Source organism: Jeongeupia naejangsanensis (genome assembly GCF_016865585.1).
Taxonomy (GTDB): Bacteria; Pseudomonadota; Gammaproteobacteria; order Burkholderiales; family Chitinibacteraceae; genus Jeongeupia; species Jeongeupia naejangsanensis.
The window spans coordinates 59916-85556 of record NZ_JAESND010000003.1 but is presented as its reverse complement, the minus strand read 5'-3'; the positions used below and the strand labels follow the sequence as shown (position 1 = coordinate 85556).

The 25641-nt window shown below is 63.8% G+C and carries 20 protein-coding genes and 1 riboswitch; of the genes, 11 read left to right on the top strand and 9 right to left on the bottom strand.

What is annotated here, in order from left to right:
• The first annotated feature begins 61 nt into the window (after positions 1 to 61).
• A complete protein-coding gene (locus JMJ54_RS08095) occupies positions 62 to 796 on the top strand; it encodes a sporulation protein (protein WP_203537647.1) in 735 nt (244 codons plus the stop codon).
• Positions 797 to 920: 124 nt separating this feature from the next.
• Here the strand turns inward: JMJ54_RS08095 and JMJ54_RS08090 are convergent, their stop codons facing one another.
• The 3 genes from JMJ54_RS08090 to metH all read right to left on the bottom strand — a co-directional run bounded on the left by JMJ54_RS08090 (position 921) and on the right by metH (position 6989).
• Positions 921 to 1754, bottom strand: a complete 834-nt coding sequence (locus tag JMJ54_RS08090) for a hypothetical protein (protein WP_203537645.1) — start codon at positions 1752 to 1754, stop codon at positions 921 to 923.
• Positions 1755 to 2014: 260 nt separating this feature from the next.
• On the bottom strand, positions 2015 to 2980 hold the full coding sequence (locus JMJ54_RS08085; RefSeq protein WP_203537642.1) for a hypothetical protein: 966 nt from the start codon (positions 2978 to 2980) through the stop codon (positions 2015 to 2017).
• Positions 2981 to 3257: 277 nt separating this feature from the next.
• Complete coding sequence (gene metH, locus JMJ54_RS08080) at positions 3258 to 6989, bottom strand: methionine synthase (RefSeq protein ID WP_203537641.1); 3732 nt, start codon at positions 6987 to 6989, stop codon at positions 3258 to 3260.
• Positions 6990 to 7158: 169 nt separating this feature from the next.
• Between metH and JMJ54_RS08075 the strand changes: the two genes are divergently transcribed.
• The 3 genes from JMJ54_RS08075 to JMJ54_RS08065 all read left to right on the top strand — a co-directional run bounded on the left by JMJ54_RS08075 (position 7159) and on the right by JMJ54_RS08065 (position 10829).
• Entirely contained in the window at positions 7159 to 9573 is a 2415-nt protein-coding gene (locus tag JMJ54_RS08075; protein ID WP_203537640.1) for a DUF3141 domain-containing protein, read from the top strand.
• Positions 9570 to 10334, top strand: coding sequence for an enoyl-ACP reductase FabI (gene fabI / locus JMJ54_RS08070; protein WP_203537639.1), 765 nt, complete (start codon positions 9570 to 9572; stop codon positions 10332 to 10334). Before JMJ54_RS08075 ends, fabI begins: the two co-directional genes overlap by 4 nt.
• 120 nt (positions 10335 to 10454) lie before the next feature.
• Positions 10455 to 10829, top strand: coding sequence for a lysozyme inhibitor LprI family protein (locus tag JMJ54_RS08065; RefSeq protein WP_189460021.1), 375 nt, complete (start codon positions 10455 to 10457; stop codon positions 10827 to 10829).
• A gap of 44 nt (positions 10830 to 10873) precedes the next feature.
• Here the strand turns inward: JMJ54_RS08065 and ilvA are convergent, their stop codons facing one another.
• The gene (gene ilvA / locus JMJ54_RS08060) at positions 10874 to 12397 is read right to left on the bottom strand and encodes a threonine ammonia-lyase, biosynthetic (protein ID WP_203537638.1); all 1524 of its coding nucleotides are present in this window, start codon (positions 12395 to 12397) and stop codon (positions 10874 to 10876) included.
• 109 nt (positions 12398 to 12506) lie between these two features.
• Positions 12507 to 13373, bottom strand: coding sequence for a drug/metabolite exporter YedA (gene yedA / locus JMJ54_RS08055; RefSeq protein WP_203537637.1), 867 nt, complete (start codon positions 13371 to 13373; stop codon positions 12507 to 12509).
• Between the two features lie 120 nt (positions 13374 to 13493).
• Here yedA and hslU point away from each other — a divergent pair, with 120 nt between their 5' ends.
• The 3 genes from hslU to JMJ54_RS08040 all read left to right on the top strand — a co-directional run bounded on the left by hslU (position 13494) and on the right by JMJ54_RS08040 (position 16467).
• A complete protein-coding gene (gene hslU / locus JMJ54_RS08050) occupies positions 13494 to 14822 on the top strand; it encodes an ATP-dependent protease ATPase subunit HslU (RefSeq protein ID WP_238999981.1) in 1329 nt (442 codons plus the stop codon).
• 71 nt (positions 14823 to 14893) lie between these two features.
• Positions 14894 to 15565 (top strand): alanyl-tRNA editing protein, encoded by a 672-nt coding sequence (locus tag JMJ54_RS08045; RefSeq protein ID WP_203537636.1) that lies wholly within the window; start codon positions 14894 to 14896, stop codon positions 15563 to 15565.
• A 131-nt stretch (positions 15566 to 15696) separates the two neighbouring features.
• Positions 15697 to 16467, top strand: a complete 771-nt coding sequence (locus JMJ54_RS08040) for a class I SAM-dependent methyltransferase (RefSeq protein WP_203537634.1) — start codon at positions 15697 to 15699, stop codon at positions 16465 to 16467.
• Here the strand turns inward: JMJ54_RS08040 and thiD are convergent.
• The 3 genes from thiD to thiM are packed head-to-tail and all read right to left on the bottom strand — an operon-like array spanning position 16464 to position 18789.
• Complete coding sequence (gene thiD, locus JMJ54_RS08035; RefSeq protein ID WP_203537633.1) at positions 16464 to 17276, bottom strand: bifunctional hydroxymethylpyrimidine kinase/phosphomethylpyrimidine kinase; 813 nt, start codon at positions 17274 to 17276, stop codon at positions 16464 to 16466. The genes JMJ54_RS08040 and thiD overlap by 4 nt on opposite strands.
• On the bottom strand, positions 17273 to 17923 hold the full coding sequence (gene thiE / locus JMJ54_RS08030) for a thiamine phosphate synthase (RefSeq protein WP_203537632.1): 651 nt from the start codon (positions 17921 to 17923) through the stop codon (positions 17273 to 17275). Before thiE ends, thiD begins: the two co-directional genes overlap by 4 nt.
• Positions 17920 to 18789 (bottom strand): hydroxyethylthiazole kinase, encoded by an 870-nt coding sequence (gene thiM / locus JMJ54_RS08025; protein WP_203537631.1) that lies wholly within the window; start codon positions 18787 to 18789, stop codon positions 17920 to 17922. Before thiM ends, thiE begins: the two co-directional genes overlap by 4 nt.
• An 18-nt stretch (positions 18790 to 18807) precedes the next feature.
• A riboswitch (TPP riboswitch) is annotated at positions 18808 to 18908 on the bottom strand.
• A gap of 136 nt (positions 18909 to 19044) precedes the next feature.
• Between thiM and JMJ54_RS08020 the strand changes: the two genes are divergently transcribed.
• The 4 genes from JMJ54_RS08020 to JMJ54_RS08005 all read left to right on the top strand — a co-directional run bounded on the left by JMJ54_RS08020 (position 19045) and on the right by JMJ54_RS08005 (position 24557).
• A complete protein-coding gene (locus JMJ54_RS08020; protein ID WP_203537630.1) occupies positions 19045 to 20019 on the top strand; it encodes a bile acid:sodium symporter family protein in 975 nt (324 codons plus the stop codon).
• 137 nt (positions 20020 to 20156) lie between these two features.
• Entirely contained in the window at positions 20157 to 21464 is a 1308-nt protein-coding gene (locus JMJ54_RS08015; RefSeq protein ID WP_203537629.1) for an NAD(P)/FAD-dependent oxidoreductase, read from the top strand.
• 80 nt (positions 21465 to 21544) lie between these two features.
• Positions 21545 to 22744, top strand: coding sequence for a GGDEF domain-containing protein (locus JMJ54_RS08010; protein ID WP_203537628.1), 1200 nt, complete (start codon positions 21545 to 21547; stop codon positions 22742 to 22744).
• A 148-nt stretch (positions 22745 to 22892) separates the two neighbouring features.
• Complete coding sequence (locus JMJ54_RS08005) at positions 22893 to 24557, top strand: M30 family zinc metallopeptidase (RefSeq protein WP_203537626.1); 1665 nt, start codon at positions 22893 to 22895, stop codon at positions 24555 to 24557.
• Between the two features lie 57 nt (positions 24558 to 24614).
• Here the strand turns inward: JMJ54_RS08005 and hemB are convergent, their stop codons facing one another.
• Positions 24615 to 25628 carry a porphobilinogen synthase gene (gene hemB / locus JMJ54_RS08000; RefSeq protein WP_203537625.1) on the bottom strand — a complete coding sequence of 338 codons (1014 nt, stop codon included), beginning with the start codon at positions 25626 to 25628 and terminating at the stop codon, positions 24615 to 24617.
• Positions 25629 to 25641: the final 13 nt, after the last annotated feature.

Here is a 25641-nt window from a genome sequence, read left to right as displayed (position 1 = left end):
GGCCCCCTCGCCCCGATGCGGCCGGACCGCCGGCCCTCACCCATTCACGCAGGAGTAGTCCATGTTTCGCAGTCTGTTAGCCGCCGCCGGCATTGGCGGCGCCCAGGTCGATACCCGCATCGTTCGCTCCCGGCTCGTCCCAGGCGGCATGCTGATCGGCGAAGTCGTGCTCAAGGGCGGCGCGGTCGACCAGACCATCGAAGGCCTGCAGCTGGTGCTGTGTACCGAGGCCGAAGTCGAGAGCGACAACGGCGAATACACCAGGGCCCAAGTCCTGGCGCACTGGCCACTGAACGAGCGCTTCGTGCTGCGCGCCGGCGAATCCATGACGATTCCGCTCAACAGCAAGCTGCCCGATGAAACCCCGGTGACCGCGCTGCCGTGCCGCGACAACCGCACCAGGGTGTGGATCGAAACCCGGCTGGCCATCGCCAGCGCCATCGACGCCTCCGACCGCGACCCGCTGCAGGTCGAGCCGACCGAGGCGATGCAATGCGTGATCGCCGCGATGGGCGCAATGGGCTACGCGCTGATCCGCGCCGACGTCGAAGCCGGCTACCTGCGCACCCACGTCGCCAACAGCCAGAGCGGCTGCTATCAGGAACTCGAATTCCGCCCGCAGGGCTACGGCGGCATCGCCGAAGTCGAAATCTCCTTCCTCTATGACAGCCACGCTACCCATCTGGTCATCGAGATCGACCGACGCCATCGCGGCGACAGCTACCGCGTGGTCAGCGTGCCGCATGCGGGGTTGAGTACGGCGAGTGTGCAGCGGCAGCTGGCGACGTTGTTCTAGCTAGCGGCCCAAACACAGCGAAAAAGGAAAAAGCCCCTTTTCAGGGGCTTTCGCTACATTGCATGCGCCGGTCAAGTAATAGGTTAACGCGAAACCCCGAGACCATAAAAGCAACGTCACACGCCTAGCGTTGTCCGCGATAAAGAAAATATGAATGACGATCGGCTCCGATCTGGAGCGTGAGCTGCGCCCACCGTTCGCCCTGCCAGATTACGCCAGCATCCGATACAGGAAGCTCAGCGAGCCAGCTCGGCTGCGGCTTCGAATCACCACAGTTCGACTCACGGCATGCGGAGATCGGGGATCGACGAATCCTTGTTCCGGCCGGTAGCGACTCTCCGCCAATATCGTAGGCAATCGCCAAGATGCAATTGTCCAATTCCGGCTGCAGACTGGCATCGAAATACGGAATCCATGCTTCTTCGACAGTAACGACCACATCATCGGGCCGGGCCTGCCTGACCAGACCGACAGGCGTGTCGTGCCGGCACAACCACCCATCAATTTCACCATCTTTTGCCAAGGCAATGGCATCGAGCCCAAAAAAACCTTCCAGCTCACGGTCATTCCAATGGAACTCTGTAAGGTGCAGCCCTTGCCAGACAACAGGTCGGCTGTAACGCACCCGCAGCGGGTAATGCCAGTCATCCGACCAGTAACTAAGCGAAACCCGGCTACCTGCAGGTGCCTCAATGCCGTAAATCATCATCGGCTCGCTGAGTACCTTGTGGTCTCGGGCTTCACGCTCGGCATCTTCGCGTCTAACCTGCGCGTCCAGAAAAGGGGTTGCCGCAATTAGCACGATTGGAAACAGATAGATCAGCATCTGCACGCCAATCAGTATCCGATAAAGCCAGCGCTTTTTTTGCAACTTCAAACTGATCGCCCATTTCCGCCTATACCCCAGCGCCATGCCAATCGATATTGGCACCGTCAACAATGGAAGGTAAAAAGCCATCAAAAATAACGTTAGTGCCCCGAGTGGAGGAAAAATCACGGTAGTAAACCACCTGTTCTTTAGGACTACGGCAGGGTCTGATTGATTCGGAAAAACCAAATATAAAAACCGACAGCAGCTACTATTTCAATCCGTTATTCGTATTCAAGAATGTCGTTGAAGCAAGTCAAAATGAGCAAACACTCACACCCGGCCTGACAAAAAAAACATCCGTATACTCACCAAGTCTGCACAACTGGATCGCATTAACTAATGCTCCATCATCCCGTACACGATTCAATCGCCCCTGTTTTCCTTAACCAATTTAAACACGAAATTGCTTCACTGGTCTTAGAGCCCCTACCTGCCCCCTGTATTTTAATGCGCCCATCAATCAATAATTCGAACGAAACCGGTGAGTTTTTTCCGTCGAAAACATAGCCTCCAACCTCGATATTTTCGCCAAAAACAGACCCACTCCATTTTGTTAATTTCAATCCACGGTCATAATTGGCATTCATCGAATCAACTCTAACCCCCAGATTGTCAACGCTCCCCTGCCCTTGCCAGAACAAGGACCACCCTCCTTTATCATCCCTTGTTACTTCTGTATTGGCGGGCCACTCAACACCGCCCAATTGGTATTTAATAGCCGTTCGGCAGGAGACCAAAATGACTTCAGAGGCTTTTATCTCGACGGTCGTGTCAGCCCATCCATCGCCACTGCAAAACCAGCCACCAACCCGCTGAGAGTTACTTAGCGTAATTTCAGGTAAACCGGCCTTTACTGAAAGCGTTTTGATTTGCAGATTCCCTAGCATCACCGGGGAGGAACCTTCCGCCTTTACTAATTTCTTCATCCAGAAAAAGCGGCCATCCTGTTCATAGTCAAGGCGACTTCCCGCAGGAAAAACGGCCCCAAAAAATTGAACAGGGCGAGGCGTCGACAATTCAATTGACGGCTTACCGGGATAACCAACTGCAGCCTCAAGCGCCATGTTTCCACCAAAGAGAATCAGTGGACCCACCAAAAATAGCCCCGAAAACCCTAACCGCTTACGAAAAGGCAATTTGTGCAAAACAAAATAAATGGAAACGCCAACAATTATCCATATTGCCAACACAACCATCAGCACGTGGATCACAAACACGCCTAGGCCCGCCATATCGGCCCAGCACATCTTGGATGTCGTCAGCAACAGAAAAAACAATATGAAATGTTTCATGGCACGCAAAATTTCACTCATCGCCTCCAGGTTGATTTACGTCCCAAACATCACTTTCACTTAAATTGCCAAAACACTTATTACTTTATTAAAAAAGATAAACGCGAATAATAGCCAACACAATAAATCCAAATAAATCAACATCACAAATAAATTGCGAGGCCATTTTTCCAAAAAATTCACCTCTGGCCAATTCATGGTGGATACGGATTTCGACATTACTCGCCGACGAGTACTGTAGTCACACTCAAAACAACAAAAAAGGAGCATATCTCTATGCTCCTTTTTTGAAGTTACTTTAAGCCGCATATCCCAAATTCGGCGCCAAATCCCGCTCCGCCTGCTCGACACTCACCCCGCGCCGCGTCGCATACTCCTCGACCTGATCCTTGTTAATCTTGCCGACGGCGAAGTATTGCGACTGCGGGTGGCTGAAGTAGAAGCCACTCACCGCTGCGGTCGGCAGCATGGCGTAGCCTTCGGTCAACGTCATGCCGATGCCGGGGGCGTTGAGCAGTTCGAACAGCCCGGTCTTGGCGGTGTGGTCCGGGCAGGCCGGGTAGCCGGGGGCCGGGCGGATGCCGGTGTATTTCTCGTCGGTCAGGTCGTCGACACTCAGCGCTTCGTCGGCGGCGTAGCCCCACAGCTCCTTGCGCACCTTTTCGTGCATGTATTCGGCAAAGCCTTCGGCGAAGCGGTCGGCCAGGGCCTTGACCATGATGGCGCTGTAGTCGTCGTTGGCGTCTTCGAATGCCTTCACGTGCGGGTCGATGCCGATGCCGCCGGTGACGGCGAACGCGCCGATGTAGTCCTGCACGCCCGAGCCCTTCGGCGCGATGAAGTCGGCCAGACACCAGTTCGGCTTGCCGGCGGCCTTGATGTTCTGCTGGCGCAGGTTGTGCCAGGTCATCAGTGTTTCACCGGTCTCGGGCGAATAGATTTCGATGTCTTCATCAATCGAGCTCGCCGGGAACAGGCCGACGACGCCATTGGCGGAAATCCACTTCTGCGCGACCAGATCCTTGAGCATGGCCTGCGCATCGGCAAACAGCGCACGTGCCGATTCGCCGACGACCTCGTCCTGCAGGATCTTCGGGTACTTGCCGAACAGCTCCCACGCGTTGAAGAACGGGCTCCAGTCGATGTAGGGCTCGATCTCTTCCAGTGGCACGTTCTCGAACTTCAGTACGCCCAGCTGCTTCGGCTTCGGCGGCGTGTAGCCGGCCCAGTCGAAGCCGGTCGCCGGGGCGAAACCGTTGGCGCGCGCATCCTCGATCTTGAGGAACTTGGTGCGGTCCTTGTTGGCGTGGATGGTGCGGATGTTCTGGTACTCGTCCTTCACCTTGGCGACGAAGTCGGGCTTCAGCTCGTCGCTCAGCAGGCTGGAGCACACGCCGACGGCACGCGACGCGTCGGGCACATAGATGACCTGGCCGTTGGCGTAGCCCGGCTCGATCTTCACTGCCGTATGCACCTTGGACGTGGTCGCACCACCGATCAGCAGCGGCAGATCGAAGCCCTGGCGCTGCATTTCCTTGGCGACGTGCGCCATTTCCTCGAGCGATGGCGTGATCAGGCCGGAGAGGCCGATGATGTCGGCGCCGACTTCCTTGGCGGTATCGAGGATCTTCTGTGCCGGCACCATCACGCCGAGGTCGGTCACCTGATAGTTGTTGCAGCGCAGTACCACGCCGACGATGTTCTTGCCGATGTCGTGGACGTCACCCTTCACCGTCGCCATGACGATCTTGCCCTTGGCCGGTGCGTCGGCAAGGCCCATGCGGATTTTTTCTTCCTCGATGAACGGCTCGAGGTGGGCGACGGCGGCCTTCATCACGCGGGCGGATTTGACCACCTGCGGCAGGAACATCTTGCCGGCGCCGAACAGGTCGCCGACGACGTTCATGCCGTTCATCAAATGGCCTTCGATCACGTGGATCGGCCGCTCGACGGAGAGGCGCGCGGCTTCGGCATCCTCGACGATGTAGGTGGTGATGCCCTTGACCAGCGAATGGGTGATGCGCTCCTGCAGCGGCCATTCGCGCCACGCCAGATCCTCGATGTTCTTCTGCGTCGCATCGCCCTTGAAGGCTTCGGCCAGCGCGATCAGCGCCTCGGTCGTCGCCAGGCTGTCCTCGCCACGATCGAGCACCACGTCCTCGATCGCATCGCGCAGCGCGGCCGGCACTTCGTCGTAGTTTTCCAGCGCGCCGGCGTTGACGATGCCCATCGTCATGCCCTGCTTGATCGCGTGGTAGAGAAAGACCGCGTGGATCGCCTCGCGCACCTTGTTGTTGCCGCGGAACGAGAACGACACGTTCGACACACCGCCGGAAATCTTGGCGTACGGCAGGTTCTGCCTGATCCAGCCGGTGGCTTCGATGAAGTCGAGGCCGTAGCGCGCGTGCTCCTCGATGCCGGTCGCAACGGCGAAGATGTTCGGGTCGAAGATGATGTCGGCCGGATCGAAACCGACCTCGTCGACGAGGATGCGGTAGCTCTTCCCGCAGATCTCGACCTTGCGCGCATAGGTGTCGGCCTGGCCGACCTCGTCGAACGCCATCACGATCACGGCCGCGCCGTACATCTTCAGCAGCTTCGCCTGCTCGATGAACTTCTCGACACCTTCCTTCATCGAGATCGAATTGACGATGCACTTGCCCTGCACGCACTTCAGGCCGGCCTCGATCACGTCCCACTTCGACGAGTCGATCATGATCGGCACGCGGCTGATGTCCGGCTCGGCAGCGATCAGGTTCAGGAAGGTGACCATGGCCTTGTGGGCATCGAGCATGCCCTCGTCCATGTTGATGTCGATCACCTGCGCGCCGTTCTCGACCTGCTGGCGCGCCACTTCGAGCGCGGCCGGGTAGTCGCCGTTGAGGATCAGCCGCGCGAACGCCTTCGAGCCGGTGACGTTGGTCCGCTCGCCGACGTTCACGAACAGGTCGCTGTCGCCGATGTTGAACGGCTCGAGGCCCGAAAGCCGGCACTTGGGCTCGATCTCGGGCAGCTTGCGCGGCGGCAGGTCCTTCACCGCGTCGTAGATCGCCTTGATGTGCGCCGGTGTGGTGCCGCAGCAGCCGCCGATGATGTTGACGAGGCCCGATTCGGCCCACTCGCGCACCTGCGGCGCCATGTCCTCGGGCAAGAGGTCGTAGCCGGTCGGCGCCAGCGGGTTCGGCAGGCCGGCGTTGGCGTGCACCGAAACGAAGGTGTCCGAAATCCGGCTCATTTCTTCGACGTAGGGGCGCAGCAGGTCCGGGCCGAGCGCGCAGTTCAGGCCGAACGAGATCGCGTCGGCATGGTGCAGCGAGTTGTAGAACGCCTCGGTCGTCTGACCGGTGAGCGTACGGCCGGACTGGTCGGTGATCGTGCCGGAAATCATCACCGGCAGTTCTTCGATGTCCGGCCGGTCGGCAAAGTATTTCTTGATCGCGAACACCGCGGCCTTGGCGTTCAGCGTATCGAAAATGGTTTCGACCATCAGGATGTCGGCGCCGCCGGTGACGAGGCCGTCGATCGATTCAAGGTAGGCCTCGACCAGTTCGTCAAAGGTCACATTGCGGAAGCCCGGGTCGTTGACGTCCGGCGAAATCGACGCGGTACGGCTGGTCGGGCCGAGAATGCCGGCACAGAAGCGCGGCTTGGCCGGGTTCTTCGCCGTTTCGGCGACGCACAGGTCTTTGACGAGTTTGGCGGCGGCGTGGTTCAGCTCCCACACTAGGCTTTGCATCTCGTAATCAGCCATCGCCATCGACGTGGCATTGAAGCTGTTCGTCTCGATGATGTCGGCGCCGGCATCGAGGTACTGCTGGTGGATTTCCGCGATGATCTGCGGCTGCGTCAGCACCAGCAGGTCGTTGTTGCCCTTGAGGTCGGACGGCCAGTCGGCAAAGCGCTCGCCGCGGTATTGCGCCTCGGTCAGCTTGTACTGCTGGATCATCGTGCCCATGCCGCCATCGAGCATCAGGATGCGTTCCCGCAACAGAGATTGCAGGATCTGGGTACGAGTGGCGACGATGCTCATGGCTTATCCGGTTGATTCGACGACGAAAACCGGCAATTTTACCACATCGCTCCAAAGCCATTCCGCACGTGCATCTATCCCGATGTCACATTGCAGTGCAACAATCGTCCCTTGCAGCCTGAGAAAGGCCTTGCCATAACGGTATTTGCGACCAAGGAGACACACCAGCATGTTGAGTTCTTCCGAGCGCCTCGCCACCGCGTCCACACTCCCGGTCCGCCTCGGACTGCTGTGGCAGCGACGCATCCGCGATGCACTGACCCGCTTTGCCCACGCGCAGACACTGCCGCAAGTACCGTTCACGGCCAACCCGTTCTTCGCCGCATTCGACTATCTCGCCGATTCGTTCGAGCGCCAGACCTTGTTCTGGGACACCTTCCGCCAGCGCGGCGACAACTATCTCGAGCACGCCAAGGCCGGCAAGCCGCCGCTGCTGCATTTCAGCTACGACATCATCGTCGACGGCCGGCAGTTCAAGCGCCCGGTCAACTACGCACTGGCGGCAATCACCCCGCCCGAAGGCGTCGTGATCGATCCGGAAGCCCGCCCCTATGTGATCATCGACCCGCGCGCCGGCCACGGGCCCGGTATCGGCGGCTTCAAGGACGACTCGGAAGTCGGCATGGCGCTGCGCGCCGGCAGCCCGGTGTACTTCTGCCTGTTCTTCCCCGAGCCCGAAGCCGGCCAGACGCTAGCCGACGTGACTGCGGCCGAGGCCGACTTCCTGCGCGAAGTGATCCGCCGTCACCCCGATTCGCCCAAGCCGGCGCTGGTCGGCAACTGCCAGGGTGGCTGGGCCGCGATGCTGGTTGCCGCACAGAACCCCGAACTCGTCGGTGCACTGGTCATGAACGGCGCACCGGTGTCGTACTGGGCCGGCAACGACGGCGGCAACCCGATGCGCTACGCCGGCGGCAACCTCGGCGGCGCGTGGACCGCGCTGCTGGCCTCGGATCTCGGCAAGGGCAAGTTCGACGGCGCCTATCTGGTCGACAACTTCGAAGGACTCGATCCGGCCAACACGCTGGTGAAAAAAAACTACCACCTGTACGACCAGATCGACACCGAACCACCGCGCTTCCTCGAGTTCGAGCGCTGGTGGGGCGGCTACTTCCTGATGAACGAGGAAGAAATCCGCTGGATCGTCGAGAACCTGTTCATCGGCAACAACCTGACCGAGGGCAAGGCCGTGAGCCAGGCCGGCGCCTTCGATCTGCGCCAGCTGCGCGCGCCGGTCGTCGTGTTCGCGTCGATGGGCGACAACATTACGCCACCGCAACAGGCATTCAACTGGATCCTCGATCTTTATCCGAACACCGCTGCACTGAAGCATTCGGGTCAGGTCATTGTCGGTCTCGAACACAAGACCACCGGCCACCTCGGCATTTTCGTCTCGGCCAAGATCGCCCAGAAGGAACACGCCAAGATCGTCGAACTGCTGCAAGTGATCGAAACACTCGAACCGGGCCTGTACCAGCTGAAGATCGACACCGTCACCGGTGACGACGGCCAGCCGCGGTACGAGGCCGAACTGATCGAGCGCGAAGTCGAGGAACTGCGCGGCCTGCAAAAATTCGAACGTCACGACGAAGCGCCGTTTGCCGCGGTCGAAGCGATTTCGACCCTCGGTACGTCGATCTATTCGACGCTGGTCCGGCCGTGGCTTGCACCGCTGGTGACCGAAGACGCCGCCGAGATCGGCCGCCAGCTGCATCCGCTGCGCGTGCAGCACTGGGGCTGGTCCAGCTACAACCCGCTGGCCAAACTCAACGCCGGCGTTGCCGAAGTCGTGCGCGAACACCGCCAGCCGCGCGAACCCGAGCTGCGTTCGCTCGAACGCTGGGCCACGCAGCAGCTGGCCACGTCGCTCGATCTGTATCGCGATCTGCGCGACGCAACCAGCGAACTGCAGTTCTTCCACACCTACGGCCTGCTCGGCCTCGCCGGCATCGGTGTCGAGAACATCCCGGACTATCTGAAGAAGCAGGGCCAGGCCGAGCCCCAGTTCGACGACGCCGCCCTCCTGGCACGCTTGCCCAAGGGCGACAACGCCGACGGGCTGATCCGTCTGGCCATCCTGATTACCCAAGGCCTGTCGTCGATCAAGGTCGAACGCCGCAGCGCGGCGTATGAATGGCTGCTGCAGGAACCCGCGCTGGCGGCGCTGGCGCCGGAAACGCGTCATGCCAAGATCCGCGAGCAAGCCCTGCTGGCCTGGCGTTTCCCGGCCGAAGCCCGCAAGACGCTACCGCAGCTGTTCGACAGCCGCGATGCGCTGGCCAGCGCATTCGAGCATTTCGACGCGCTGGTCCATGTGATTCCCGACTCGACCGAGGCACTGCACAATCTGGCCGAACTGCGTGCCGAAGTCTTGCCGACACGAACCGTGACCGAGTGGCCGGCAGCAAAAACCCCGACGGCCGCGCCACCGGCCGATGAAAAACCGGCCCGTACCGTCACCCGGCGCAAGCCCGCTGCGTCCAAACCGGCAGCCACGCCGACCAGTACAGCCACGACCACGGCCAAACCGGCGCGCCGCAAGCCGAGCGCCGGCAAGACGGCCACCAAAGAGGACAAGGAATGAAAACGCTTGAAGGCCGCATTGCCCTGATCACGGGTATCGCCAACGAAAACTCGATCGCCTATGGCGTCGCGCGATCGCTGAAAGCACGCGGCGCCCAACTGGTCGTCACCTACGTCAACGACCGCACGCTCGACTTCATCAAGCCGCTGCTGCCGGATCTGGACCCGGCGCTGCTGCTCAAGTGCGACGTCGCCGACGACGCGTCGCTCGACGCCACCTTCGCGGCGATTACCGACAAGTTCGGCAAGCTCGACATCGCGCTGCACTCGATCGCGTTCGCGCAGAAGGACGATCTGCACGGTCGTGTCGTCGACACCAGCCGCGAAGGCTTCATGCAGGCGATGGACATCTCGTGCCATTCCTTCGTGCGCATCGCCCACCGCGCCGAACCGCTGATGAAGGACGGCGGCACGCTGATCACGATGAGCTACTACGGTGCCGAAAAGGTCGTGCCGAACTACGGCGTGATGGGCCCGGTGAAGGCCGCGCTCGAGAGCACCACGCGTTATCTCGCCAACGAACTGGGACCGAAGAAGATCCGTGTCCACGCGGTGTCGCCGGGCCCGGTGCAGACGCGCGCCGCCAGCGGCATCCGCGAGTTCGGCCTGCTGATCGAGAACTCCATCCAGCACGCGCCACTGCGCGAGCTGATCGACATCGACGACGTCGGCGAAGCCACGGCCTTCCTGTGCGAAGACGGCGCCAAGCGCATCACCGGCTCGGTGTTCTACGTCGACGGCGGGATCAACATCGTGTCCTGAACGGACTGCATGTCCGTAAACGACAAAAGCCGGCTTAGCCGGCTTTTTCTATTCCTCACATACATTGACTAACAAAGTAAGAAAAATTAGATTAGCGCACCATTTTCTGGAGCCAAGCTCATGAACATCCGCCTTCTGGCCGCCGTTGCCGCCTTCGTTTCGGTACCTGTCTGGGCCAATTCAAGCTGCGACAAGCCCAAGAACGACTTTGACGACCTGTACTGCCTGAACAAGGTCTATCAACAAGCCGATCAGGACCTCAACGCCAGTTACGGTACGCTCAGCAAGCAGCTGGATGCTGCCGGCAAAAGCGCCTTGAAGCGTGGCCAGCTCGCCTGGATTGCCCAGCGCAACACCGATTGCAGCTACAAGGACGCCAAGGGCTTCTACGTCAACCTCGACTGTGCCGCGCGTACCACGATCGACCGCAACACCTTCCTCACCGATCGCATCCGCGAGTGCCGCAGCTCGGGTTGCATGAACAGCAAGCTGTAAAAAAACCGGCCCACAGGCCGGTTTTTTTTGGGTGTGTCCCCAGCTCACGAACCGAGGAACAGCTTGTACGCTTCGTTGTCGGTCTCGATCCAGTACGGGTAACCCAGCTTGTCGAGGAAGGCGGCGAATTCGGCATCGTCCTGCGGCGGCACCTGGATGCCGACGAGGATGCGACCGTAGTCGGCGCCGTGGTTGCGGTAGTGGAACAGGCTGATGTTCCAGCCGACGCTCATGTTTTCGAGGAAGTTGAGCAGCGCGCCCGGACGCTCCGGGAACTCGAAGCGCAGCAGCCGCTCGTTGGTCACTTGCGGTGCGTGGCCGCCGACCAGATGGCGCACGTGCAGCTTGGCGAGTTCGTTGTCGGTCAGGTCGGTTGCAGGCAGGCCGTTGGCGGCCAGTTTCTCGATCAGCTCGGTGACTTCCGAGCGGTTCTGGATCGACAGGCCGACAAAGACATGGGCCTTGTCGTCGGCGCTGTAGCGATAGTTGAACTCGGTGACGTTGCGCGCGCCGACCAGACCGCAGAACTGGCGGAATGCGCCCGGTTTTTCCGGCACGGTCACGGCCAGTACGGCTTCGCGGCCTTCGCCCAGCTCGGCCTGTTCGGCCACATAGCGCAAGCGGTCGAAATTCATGTTCGCGCCCGAGGTGATCGCGACCAGCGTCTGGCCCTCGACCTTCTCGCGTGCCGCCCAGGCCTTGGCGCCGGCAACGGCCAGCGCACCGGCCGGTTCGAGAATCGAGCGGGTGTCTTCGAACACGTCCTTGATCGCCGCACACATCGCATCGGTATCGACGAGGATCACATCGTCGACGAGTTCCTGGCACAGCCGGAAGGTTTCCTCGCCGACCTGCTTGACCGCAACGCCGTCGGCAAAGATGCCGACCTGCGGCAGGTTGACGCGCTCGCCCAGTTTCAGCGACAGGTACATCGCATTGGCATCGGTCGGTTCGACACCGATGATCTTCACTTCCGGGCGCAGCCGCTTGATGTAGGCTGCGACCCCGGCGATCAGGCCGCCACCGCCGACCGGGATGAACACCGCGTCGAGCGGATCCGGGTGCTGCATCATGATTTCCATCCCGCACGTACCCTGGCCGGCGATCACGTCCGGATCATCGAACGGGTGGATGAAGGTCGCGCCGCTTTCCTCGACCAGCTTCATCGCGTGCAGGTAGCAGTCGGAATACGAATCGCCGACCAGCACCGCCTCGGCGCCACGGCGGGTGACCGCGTCGACCTTGATGCGCGGCGTCGTCGCCGGCATGACGATGGTCGCGCGACAGCCGAGCTTCTGCGCCGACAGCGCCACGCCCTGCGCGTGGTTGCCGGCCGACGCGGCGATCACGCCACGGTCGAGCTCGCTGCGCGACAGCTTGACCATCTTGTTGTACGCGCCGCGAATCTTGAACGAGAACACCGGCTGCATGTCTTCGCGCTTCAGCAATACCTGGTTGCCGATACGGCGGCTCAGGTTGGGCGCGAGTTCCAGCGGGGTTTCAATCGCCGCGTCGTAGACGCGGGCGGTGAGGATGCGTTCAAGGTAATGATTCTGCGGCTGGGTCATGGCGGATTCACTTCTTATCGGGCGACGTTGAATACGGGAAACTACTGTAGCGGGGATGGGCGGATCAGGCCAGCGCCAATCGCACTGCAACATCGTTGTGCACGAGGTGTCAGTGCTTGCGGCTGGCCAGCATCAGCAGTACCACACCGGCCAGCACCACCCCCATGCCGGTCAGCATCACGCCCGACACACGCTCGCCGGCGATGAGCCAGCCCAGCAGCACCGCGACCGGCGGATTCACGTAGGCATAGCTCGACGCCAGCACCGGCTTGGCGTGCGTCAGCACGTAGACGAAGGCATTGAATGCGACCAGCGAGCCGAACACGGTGAGGTAGGCCAGCGCCGCCCAGCTTTGCCAGCCGACGTGGGTCGGGATCGCCTCGCCCCTCAGCTGCGACACCACAGCGAGCACGCAACCGGCGGTCAGCATCTGGATGCCGGCGGACATCGGCCCGGGCGGCAGCGGCAAGCGGCGTTGCCAGACCGCGGCGAACGACCACACCAGCGCCACCGCCAGCAAGGCCAGGAAGCCCCAGCTGCTGCCGTCGAAATGGGTGTCCTGCTGCAGCAGCACCACGCCGCCAAGGCCGAGCGCGACACCCAGCCACTCGAGCCGGTGCGGCCGGTTGCCGAAGGCCCAGTCGAACAGCACCGCGAACAGCGGCGATACCGCCAGCAGCAGCGCCGCCAGCCCGGACGGCACCTCCGTCTCGACGACGCAAACCATGCCGTTGCCGAAGGCCAGCATCATCGTGCCGATCAGCATCGCCGAACGCGCCTGCTGCCAGCTCGGCCACGGTGTGCCGCGCCATTTCAGCCAGCCGAGCATCACCAGCCCGGCAGTGACGAAACGCATCGCCGCCATCATCAGCGGCGGCAGGTCCTCGACCGCGTAGCGGATGCCGAGGTAGGTCGAGCCCCAGACGATGTACATCAGGAGCAGGGAAACGATCAGGCGGCTGTCGAATGATTTCATTTTCAACAGATTACCGGGGCCGTCGGTAATCCACACGTCACAGCAACGCTTTAAATATGCCGTCACAGCCCCACTTAACCGGATATTGATCTCGTCGATTGACGCCGCAAGGATTGCCCCATGAGCCAGATGACCCCGCAGGAAATCGTCCACGAACTCGACAAGCACATCGTCGGTCAGGCCGCCGCCAAGAAGGCCGTGGCGATCGCGATGCGCAACCGCTGGCGCCGCCAGCAGGTGGCCGAGCCGCTGCGGCACGAGATCACGCCGAAAAACATCCTGATGATCGGCCCGACCGGGGTCGGCAAGACCGAAATCGCCCGCCGTCTCGCCAAGCTGGCCGACGCGCCGTTCATCAAGGTCGAAGCGACCAAGTTCACCGAGGTCGGTTACGTCGGCAAGGACGTCGACAGCATCATCCGCGACCTGATGGAAATCGCCTTCAAGCAGGTGCGCGACACCGCGATCAGGAAAAACCGCGTCCGCGCCGAAGACGCCGCCGAGGAACGCATCCTCGACGTGCTGCTACCGCCGCCGAACAAGGCCTACGCCAGCGCCAACGACAACGAACAGGGCAAGGAAACCCGGCAGAAATTCCGCAAGATGCTGCGCGAGGGCAAATTCGACGACAAGGAAGTCGAGATCGAAGTCGCGCAGGCCATCCCCGAAATGAACGTCTTCGCACCGGGCATGCCCGGCATGGACGATCTGTCTGGCCAGCTCTCGCAGATGTTCAAGGGCGCCTTCAGCGACAAGAAAAAACCGCAGAAGCTCAAGGTCATCGATGCGATCAAGCTGATCACCGACGAGGAAGCCGCCAAACTCGTCAACGACGACGACATCAAGGCCGATGCACTGAAGGCCGTCGAACAGAACGGCATCGTCTTCATCGACGAAATCGACAAGGTCACCAGCCGCGCCGACACCAGCGGCGGCGAAGTCAGCCGTCAGGGCGTACAGCGCGACCTGCTGCCGCTGGTCGAGGGCACGACGGTCAGCACCAAGTACGGCATGGTCAACACCGACCACATCCTCTTCGTCGCTTCGGGCGCGTTCGCGCTAACCAAGCCGAGCGACCTGATTCCCGAGCTGCAGGGCCGCTTCCCGATCCGGGTCGAACTGACCTCGCTGACCGTCGACGACTTCAGCCGCATCCTCACCGAAACCGACGCCTGCCTGACCCGTCAGTATCAGGCCCTGCTGGCCACCGAAGGCGTCGACGTCGAATTCACCGAGGACGGCGTGCGGCGCCTGTCCGAAATCGCGTACCAAGTGAACGAAGCGACCGAGAACATCGGCGCGCGCCGGCTGTACACGGTGATGGAAAAACTGCTGGAGGAAATCTCCTTCGAGGCCAAGACCGGCAAGGTCGTGATGGACGCCGCCGCGGTCGAAGCCAAGCTCGGCGAAGTCGCCGGCAACGAGGATCTGGCGCGCTTCGTACTCTGAATCCGTACAAGCTTGTACACTCGAAAACCGGTGCCCGTGCACCGGTTTTTTCATCCAGGCGACCGCACGACATGAGCCTCAAGCAGTTCTGGGTCGACCCCTACCAGACCGGACTCGACACCACCGTCACTGGTGTCGACGGCGATACGCTCACGCTCGCCTCGACGATCTTCTTCGCGTTTTCGGGCGGGCAGGAAAGCGATACCGGCAGCATCGGCGGCAGGCCGGTACTGAGTGCCGAAAAGCGCGGCCTCGACATCGTCTACACGCTGACGCCCGGCCACGGCCTGCGGCCCGGTGAGCCGGTCCGGGTGGAAATCGACTGGCCGCGCCGCCACGCCCTGATGCGGCTGCATTTCGCCGCCGAGATCGTCCTCGAACTCGTTTGCGCGCGACTGCCCGGCGTCGCCAAGATCGGCGCCCACATCGCTGCGGACAAGGCGCGGATCGACTTCGAATGGCCCGAGCCGGTCACGCCGTTGCTGGCCGCGCTTGCCGCACAGGCCAACGCCATCGTCGCCGCCGACCTCGCGATCGGGACCGGCTTTTCGGACGAAGCGGCCGAGCGCCGCTACTGGCAGATCGACGGTTTCGCCCGCGTGCCTTGCGGCGGCACGCACGTGAAGCGCACCGGCGAGATCGGCGCGATTTCGCTCCGGCGCAGGAACCTCGGCCGTGGCAAGGAGCGGATCGAAATCAGCGTTGCCGATGCCTGTCCGCCCTGCGGCGACGCGCCGGTGTGACCGGCACTGCGTCCATCCGGGCTGCGTGTTGTCGCCAAATACTTACAAAAAATTGACGAATTGATTGCCAATCCGTTTGAATCAGGGATCAGGATTGGCATCGTGCCAATCCGCCTTCACGGAGCACGCGCATGAAACCCGTCGATTTCGGCAAGACCGCCAGCGATTACCGCACCCACCGCGCCGGTTTTCCCGAGGCCTTTTTCGTCCGTGCCGCCGGCCTTGGCGTCGGTGTGCCCGGTCAGGCCATCGTCGATGTCGGTACCGGGACGGGCACGCTGGCACGCGGCTTTGCGCTGCGCGGCGCGCGTGTGGCGGGGATCGATCCGGCCGAAACGATGCTGGCGCAGGCACGGCAGCTCGACGGCGAAGCCGGTGTGCGTGTCGACTACCGTGTCGCCAAAGCCGAAGGCACCGGTCTGCCCGACGGTGAATTCGACGTCGTCACCGCCGGCCAGTGCTGGCACTGGTTCGACCGCGACAAGGCGGCGCGCGAGGCATGGCGCCTGCTGCGCCGGGGCGGCATGCTGGCGATCGCGCATTTCGACTGGCTGCCGCTGGCGGGCAACGTCGTCGCGGCAACCGAGGCACTGATCCTGAAACACAATCCGGACTGGCGCGGCGCCGGCGGCAACGGCATCCATCCGCAAGCGTTCACCGATCTCGCCACCGCCGGCTTCGTCGGCATCGAATCGTTCGCTTTCGACCATCCGGTCGTTTACAGCCACAACGCATGGCGCGGCCGGATTCGCGCCAGCGCCGGCATCGCCGCCAGCCTCCCGCCCGAGGCCGTCGCCGCGTTCGATGCCGAACACGCCGCGCTGCTTGCCGGGCACTTCCCGGCCAACCCGCTGATCGTGCCGCACCGGGTCTTCATGGTGCTGGGCCGCAAGTACCCTTAAATCCCGGCCGGCCACCACGCATGGAAATGGTGGACCGGGCCGATGCCCTTGCCGATCTGCAGTGCATCGGCCTCGCTGATCGCCGCGCGCAGATAGGCACGGGCGGCATCGACGGTCCTGGTCCAGTCCGCATGGCGGGGGCGCAGCGCCGCCAGCGCGGCCGACAGGGTGCAGCCGGTGCCGTGGGTGTTTTTCGTCTGAATCCGCGCATCGGCAAAGCGGTGCTCGCCGTCGGCAGTGATCAGCCAGTCCGGGCAGATATCGCCGTCCAGATGCCCGCCCTTCATCAGCACTGCGCGCGCACCGGCCTCGCACAGTGCCCGGCCCTGCCGGCGCATCTCGGCTTCGTCCGTCGCCACGTCGCAATCGAGCAGCGCGGCGGCTTCGGGCAGGTTCGGCGTGATCAAGGACGCCAGCGGCAGCAGCTGCGTGCGGATTGCTTCAACCGCATCCAAAGCCAGCAGCGGATGGCCGCCCTTGGCGATCATCACCGTGTCGAGCACGACGTGTTCGATGGCGTGCCGGCGCAGGCCGTCGGCGACGGCGTGGACGATCTCGGCGTTGGCGAGCATGCCGAGCTTGGCGGCGTCGACGCGAATGTCGGCGAGCACGGTGTCGAGCTGCGCAGCGACAAAGTCCGGCGGCACCGGGTGGACGGCAAACACGCCCTGCGTGCTTTGTGCGGTCAGTGCGGTCAGCACGCTCATGCCGTAGGCGCCAAGCGCCGAAAAGGTTTTCAGATCGGCCTGGATGCCGGCGCCGCCGCCCGAATCCGAACCGGCGATCGTCAGTGCGTGGACGCGGCTCATGCGCGGGCCTCCGTGATTTCGTTGAACAATGCTTGCGTCGCCGCCGCGACGTCGGGCTGGCCGCAGATCGCCGATACCACGGCAACGCCGTCGGCACCGGCGCGGATCAGCGATGCAGCCTTGCCAAGCGAGATGCCGCCGATCGCGACTGCCGGGCAACGCTTCGCCAGCATCATTGCGGCGAAGTCGGCTGGCGCAATCACCGGCGAAGCGTCCTTCTTGGTGCCGGTCGGGTAGGCCGGACCGACGCCGATGTAGTCGACCCCGCCATCGATCAGCGCCAGCGGCACCGCCGCCAGCTGCGCGGCGTTGCTGGTCGACAGCCCGACGATTTTGTCCGGACCGACCAGGCGGCGAACCTCGGCCACCGGCAGGTCCCCTTGTCCGACATGGACGCCGTCGGCATCGACCGCCAGCGCGATGTCGACATGGTCGTTGATGATCAGCGGTACGCCGCTGCCGGCCAGCGCGGCCTTCAGCGCAACGGCGGCGTCGAACCACTGGCGTTTCTTCCATTGCGGCGCGCGCAGCTGCACCACGGTCACGCCGTTGGCAACCGCCGTTCGCGTCGTCGCGACCATGCCGTCGAGGCCGCCGCACAGCCCGGGGTCGAGCACCAGATAAAGCGAGAGGTCGATCGCGTTCATGCGTTCACGGTCCCCGCCAGCTGTTCGGGCTGGATCAGGTACAGCGCGTCGAGGAAGGCCGGTGTGAACGAACCCGGGCCGTGCGATTCGCCGGTGGCGACCTCGCCGCAGATCGCCATCACCGCACACGCGGCCGCGACGGCGTCGAGCCGGTTCGTCGCGCCGGCGCAGAACGCCGCGACGACGGCCGACAGCGCGCAACCGGTGCCGACGACGCGGGTCATCAGCGGGTTGCCCCAGGGCACGGCCCAGGTTCTCTCGCCGTCGGTGATGTAGTCGGTTTCGCCGGTGACCGCGACGATGGCGCCGGTATCGCGCGCCAGCTGTTCGGCGGCCTCGCGCGCGGCATCGGCGCTGGCGGTGCTGTCGACGCCCTTGCCGCCGCCTGTGAAGCCGGCCAGCGCAAGGATCTCCGACGCATTGCCGCGGATCGCCGCCGGCGCAAACGCCATCAGCTCGCGCGCAGCGCCGGTACGGTAGTCGAGCACGCCGACGGCAACCGGGTCGAGCACCCACGGCGTGCCGGCCTGTTGCGCGGCCTGTGCGGCACGGCGCATCGCCGCAAAGCGCTCCGGATACAGCGTGCCGACGTTGACCAGCACCGCGCCGGCGATGCCGGCAAAGGCGGTGACTTCTTCCTCGGCGACGATCATCGCCGGGCTGGCGCCGAGCGCGAGCAGCACGTTGGCGGTGATGCCCTGCACCACTTCGTTGGTCAGGCAGTGCGTCAGCGGCGCGGTGGCGCGCAGCCGGGCGAGTTCGCTGCCGACCAGCGACAGCGGCACCGGCGTGACCGTGCCGGCGGATGGCGGGGTGGTCCTGGCGGACGACTTGCGCGGCGACTTGCTTGGGGATTTGCTAGGCATGGAGGCTCCCGGCCGAACGGGGAAGCCAGACGACTTCCCTACGCCGGCATGATCCGGATCAGGTGGTACGGGTACATCTCAGCCGGCTGCACATGCAGGCGGCGCCCCGAGTCAGGCTTCGATTGTCCGGCGCGGAGCACAAGGCGGTCAATGACGCAGCGCAAGCCGGCGCACGCTGCTTGAGACGACAATAGTTTCGCCTGTGACAAGTTTGTCATGCTCGGCCACAATGGGCGGCTCACCCGAGGATCTCCGATGAACCGCCTGCGCAAATTCGTCGACGGCTTCCTGCTGTCACTGCTGATCGCCATCGTGCTCGCCAACCTCGCGCCGTCGCTCGGCGCCAGTGGCGGCGTGCTGCACATGGACTGGGTCACCGCGGTCGGCATCAGCGTGGTGTTCTTCCTCAACGGCGCCTCGCTCGCCCCCGAGCGGCTCAAGGCCGGCGCCGCCAACTGGCGGCTGCACCTCTTGGTGACGACCAGCACCTTCGTGATCTTCCCGCTGATCGGTACCGCGCTGTATTTCGGCCTCGGCCACTGGCTGCCGGCGGCGCTGTTGCTCGGCGTGTTCTACCTGTGCGCACTGCCGTCGACGGTGTCGTCGTCGGTGGCGATGACGTCGATGGCGCGCGGCAACGTCGCCGGCGCGGTGTTCAACGCCACGCTGTCCAGCCTCCTGGGGATGCTGATCACGCCGCTGCTCGTCGGCCTGCTGTTCAGTCACAGCGGCGAGGGGCTCTCCTTGCTCGATCAGCTGCGCTCGATCGCGATCCAGCTGTTCCTGCCCTTCGTCGTCGGCCAGCTGGCACGTCCTTGGCTCAAGGACGCGCTGCTCAAGCACCGCCAACTGGTCAACTATGTCGACCGCGGCGTGATCGTGCTCATCGTCTACAACTCGTTCTGCGATTCGGCGATGGCGCACGTCTGGTCGAACTACAGCGCCGGCATGCTGCTGGCAGTGGCGGCACTTGTCAGCGTGGTGCTGTTCGTCGCGCTGCAGGCGACGCGCTTTGCCGCGCGCCGCTTCGGCTTCAATACCGAAGACGAGATCACCGCGGTGTTCTGCGGCTCGAAGAAAAGCCTCGCCGCCGGCATCCCGATGGCCAAGCTGATCTTCGGCGCCCACCCGGCGCTGGGGCTGATCGTGCTGCCGATCATGTTCTATCACCAGATCCAGCTCTTCGTCTGCTCGATCATTGCCCGGCGCTACGCAGCCCGCTCCGATTGAGCCGTCACCGGTCCGGCACTATTCACCGGGCATGAAGTGAACGGCGCATGGCCTACAAACGCCTGCGCCGTTACGATGAAGCCATTCCCATTCGCGGCAGCCAGCGATGGCGGCCCGTCCTTCCGGAGAGCGTGCATATGAGCGACACGATTAAGCAGCGCATCGTCATTGTCGGCGGGGGCGCCGGCGGACTGGAGCTTGCCACCCGGCTGGGCAAGCGGCTCGGCCGCAGCAAGCGCGCCCGCATCATCCTCGTCGACGGCTCGCCGACGCACATCTGGAAACCGCTGCTGCACGAAGTCGCCACCGGTGCGCTGAACACCGGCGAGGACGAGGTCAACTACTTCGCCCACGCCCACCACCACGGCTACGAATTCGAATACGGCTGGATGGACGGCCTCGATCGCGAGCGCAAGGTGATCCGGATTTCGCCGGTCACCGACGAATACGGCCACCAGATCGCCGCCGCGCGCGAACTCGCCTACGACACGCTGGTGCTCGCCGTCGGGGCGGTGCCGAACGATTTCGGCACGCCCGGCGTCGCCGAACACTGCCTGTTCCTCAATACCCAGGACGACGCCGAACGGCTGCGCAAGCGCATCCTCTCCGAAGCCTTCTCGGTCACCAGCGGCGACGATCCGGCCGGGGAGCTGCGCATCGGCATCGTCGGCGGCGGCGCCACCGGGGTCGAGCTGGCGGCCGAAATCCACCACACGGTCACCGAGCTGCACGCCTATGGCGCGCAATTCCGCCCCGAGCAGCTGCAGATCTACATCATCGAAGGTGCGCCGCGCATCCTCGCCGGTGCGCCGGAAGCGATGAGCCAGTACGCGACCGAAGAGCTCGGCAAGCGCCATATCGATGTCGTCACCGGCGTACGGGTCGCGTCGGCCGACGCCCGCGGCTTCGCGCTGTCCGACGGCCGCCGCATCGACGCCGCACTGCGCATCTGGGCCGCCGGGGTCAAGGCGCCGAACTGGCTGGCAACGCTGGGGCTGACGACCAACCGCGCCAACCAGATCGTCGTCGACAAGGATCTGCGCTGTGTCGACGATCCGGCAATCCGCGTGATCGGCGACTGCGCCGCCGCACCCGACGGCGACAGCGGCAAGACGCTGTCGGCGACCGCGCAGGCGGCGCGGCAGGAAGCCGAATGGCTTGCCGACGCGCTGACCGATACCGTCAACGGCCGCACGCCGGAGCCCTTCGTGTTCAAGCCGCAAGGCATGCTGGTCTCGCTGGGTAAGTACCGCGCCGTCGGCAGCCTCGCCGCCATCGTCGGCCCGAAGCGCGACTATCACGTCGAAGGCCGCAGCGCGAAGATGATGTACGTCTCGCTGTACCGGATGCATCAGGCGGCGATCCACGGCTGGCCGATGGCGATGCTGCTGTGGGCCGGCGACAAGCTGAAGAAGGCCGCGCGGCCGACACTGAAGCTGCACTGAAGCCGTAAGTGATTCGCTGACAGGCAGCAGACAACGTAAGCGTCGGCTAGGCTGTAGCATTCCGCCGCGCGAGCCGCGTCATGTTCACCAGCCTGATCAGCGACAGCCGCAGCCTGCTGCTACTGTCCGTCGCCATCTACCTGACGCTCGGCGCTTTCCTGCTGCTGATCTGGCGCACCCGCCGCGTCCAGGCCGGCTTCGGGCTGTGGGCCGGCTCCGACCTGATCCTCGGCGCCGCGCTGCTGGTCCTGCTGGCCCGCGAGTGGCTGCCCCCCTTCCCCACGGCCGCCGTCGGCAGCGCCCTGCTGCTGGCGATGCCGCCGCTGAGCGAATGGGCGCTGCGCAAGGCGCTCGACTGCGATACCCCCGAAGCACGCCGGGCGATGCTGGCCAGCTGGGCCGGCTGCTTCCTGGTCTGGCTGGTGGCATTCGTCGCCGGCCTGCCCTTGCAATATCGCAGCGTGATCATTGCCGGCTGCATGATTGCCCTCAACCTTCGCGTCGTGGTCCTGTTGCTGCGTCACGGACGCAGCTCGCTGCCGCTGCAGATCGTCGCGACGATCTATCTGCTGTTCGCCGCGCTGCATCTGGCGCGCGGTGCACGACTGCTATCACTCGAAAGCATCCAGTACCTCAGCCACGATCCGTGGCTGAACGCCAGCCTGCTGGTCGCCGCGCTGCTGATGATCGCCCGCGACATGGGCTTCCTGTGCTTTACCCATGCGCGCATCGAGTCCGAGCTGCGCGACGCGCAGGCCGAGCTGCAGCGCCGTGCCAACGAGGACGTGCTCACCGGCCTCGGCAGCCGGCGCCATTTCGAGGACACGCTGCCTGTGATGCAGGCGCAGGCACGGCGCCAGCACCTGCCGCAGACCCTGCTGCTGATCGACATCGACCACTTCAAGGCGATCAACGACCGGTTCGGACATCAGGCAGGCGACAACGTGCTGGTTGCGCTGGCCGACACCTTGCGCCAGATCGGCCGCAACGGCGACCTGTACGCCCGGTTCGGTGGCGACGAATTCGTGCTGCTGCTGCACGACTGCTCGCCCGAGGCCGGCGGCGCCATCAGCCGCCGGCTGACCGAATCGGTCGCGAGCCAGGTCCGCAAGCCGGATGGCACACCGGTTTCGGTCAGCATCGGCTACACCCCGCTGATGCCGTACGAAAAACTGCAGGTCGCCTACCCGCGCGCCGATCGCGCGTTGTACGCCGCCAAGGCTGCAGGGCGCGGATGCGCGGTCGCGGCGCCGCTGAGCGAACCGGAAGTGCCGGGCTGAACGCATCGCAGCCGTACCCGGCCATGCCATCTTCTTTGGTGCGGTTCATTGCTCCACCGGGACCGGTGCAATACGGGTGAGCACAATACCGCCAGCAGGATGTCGCGCGTCGCTCTAAATTGAAATCCCCGCCCTTGCCGCCACGATCATGAATCGACTCCTGCGCGCCCTTGTCCCCGCCGTCATCGCGTCCGCCCTGCTCGCCGCCTGTGGCGGCGGTGGAGGAGGTAGCGGCGGAAGCGTCATCATCGACGGCGGCGGAGGCACCACGCCTACCCCGACGCCATTGCCGCAAGAGCCTTTTTCGGTCGATTGCGCCGGGAGCTTCTGCGGCGCCGACAACGTCAACCGCTACAGTGGCAGTGGCGTCGGCCTCTGGCGCTTCCGCAATGTCGGTACCGGCCCGGTCAGCGTCCAGGTCCGCATCGACAACGTCAACGGCAAGACGGCGACGCTGGTCTACAGCAACGAATCGACCAGTGATATCGCGCTGCCGGCGGTGACGCTGGGGAACGCCACCGTACAGAACGGCAGCCGCAAGGCCGAGGCGCCTGCACGCGACCGTCACACCCCGCCGCAGGTCGATGCGTTCAACGCCGGCGGCTTCGCCGGGCTGCTGGGGCGCCAGCTTAAAACGGCCGGCATCCTCGCCAGCCGGACCAACGAATTCGGCGTGGGCACCACCCGCGTCTGGTACAACCAGGACGACAACGGCGGCGTCAGCCAGCGGACGACGACGCTGCGTCGCCAGCAAAGCACCACCAGCGGCCGGCAGGTCAACGTCTGGGTCGAGAACAGCGAGTACGCCACCGGCAAGGTCACCGATGCCATCCTCGACACGCTGATCACCACCTTCGCCAGCGGCAGCTCGGCCATCTATCCGCTGGTGACCGGCGTCGCCGGCGAGCCCTGGGGCAGCGTCCCGGCGGCATCGGCCGGCTCGCTGATCGGCCCCGATCAGGCGATCGACCTTGTCATCGTCAATCAGGACAACAACGGTCAGCCCTACGGCGTGGTCGCCTATTTCTACAGCGGCAACAACTTCTTCCGCAGCAGCGCCACGCCCAGCAGCAACGAGGCGCTGGCGATTTTCGCCGATTCGGAAACGCTCTATCTCGACGGCAGTGCCGGCCTGACGTTCTCGAAGAGCACGCTCGCGCACGAGCTGACGCACATGACCAATTTCTACCAGCGCGCGGTACAGATCGGCAGCAACTACGCCTTCGCAACCTGGCTGGAGGAAATGACCGCGATCATGATGGAGGACGTCGTCTCGACCCAGGTCACGCCGGGCTACAACACGGTGCGTGACGAACGCTTCCCGGGCTGGCTGGCCAATGCCGAGTACAACTGCCCGCTGACGGTCTGGCAGACGACGCCCAGCTGCTTCGGTTACGACACGTCCGGCAGTTTCGGCGGTTTCCTGCTGCGGCAGTACGGCATCGGTTTCTACAAAACGCTGCTGCGCGACCAGGTTTCGACCGATTCGATCGTGCAGCTCGACGACGCGATCCGCCGCAGCGGCGGCGCCGGCATGAATGTCGCGTTCCAGCGCTGGGGCACCAATATCGCGCTGCTGCCTGCGGAAGCGTCACCGGCCGGCTTCGGCTATCCGGCACGCAACGAGGCCGGCTTCACGCTGGTACCGATCAGCGGGCTCGACTACATCGGCAAACGCCGCCTGCCGACGTCGCTGCCGAGCACGCTGTACGGTTACGGCCACTTTCCGTTCGTACGTCCCAACCTGCCGGTGATGCTCAACGAGACCTATATCGTCCCGGCCCACACGACGCTGTCGGTGGTCATCCAGTAACCGTCCGGAAATGAAAAGGGAGGCTCGGGCCTCCCTTTTTCGTTGTGCGAATGCCGTTCAGCCGCGCAGCAAACGCGCGGCGTCGAGCGCGTAATAGGTCAGGATCGCGTCGGCGCCGGCGCGCTTGAACGCAAGCAGCGATTCGAGAATCACCTTGTCGCCGGCCAGCCAGCCGTTCTGGATCGCCGCCTGCAGCATCGCGTATTCGCCCGAGACCTGGTAGACGAAGGTCGGCACCTTGAACTCGTCCTTCACGCGCCGGACGATGTCGAGGTAGGGCATGCCCGGCTTGACCATCACCATGTCGGCGCCTTCGGCCAGATCGAGCGCGATCTCGTGCAGCGCTTCGTCACTGTTGGCCGGGTCCATCTGGTAGGTCGACTTGTCGGCCTTGCCGAGGTTGCCGCTCGAACCGACCGCATCGCGGAACGGGCCGTAGAAGGCGCTGGCGTACTTGGCCGAATACGCGAGGATGCGCGTATGGATGTGACCGTCGACATCGAGCGCATGCCGGATCGCGCCGACACGACCGTCCATCATGTCGCTCGGCGCGACCATGTCGGCCCCGGCGGCGGCGTGACACTGCGCCTGCCTGACCAGCGCGGCCACGGTCACGTCGTTGAGCACATAGCCCTCGTCATCTCCTTCGGTGCCGAGGATGCCGTCCTGACCGTGGATCGTGTACGGATCAAGCGCCACGTCGGTGATGACGCCGAGTTCGGGGAACGCTTCCTTCAGCGCTCGTACGGTGCGCGGCACCAGTCCGTGCGGGTTCCACGCTTCGGCCGCGTCGAGCGTCTTGAGGCTGGCGTCGATGACCGGAAACAGCGCCAGCGCCGGAATGCCGAGTGCCACCGCTTCGGCCGCGGTCTGCAGCAGCAGATCGATGCTCTGGCGCTTGACCCCCGGCATCGACGCGACGATCTCTTCGCGCCCCTCGCCGTCGAGCACGAACACCGGCAGGATCAGGTCGGCGCTGCTCAGCGTTGTTTCACGCATCAGCCGGCGCGAGAAATCGTCGCGGCGCATCCGGCGCATGCGGGTGGCGGGAAAGGCGCGGAAAGCGGTCATGTCAGCCTCGGGA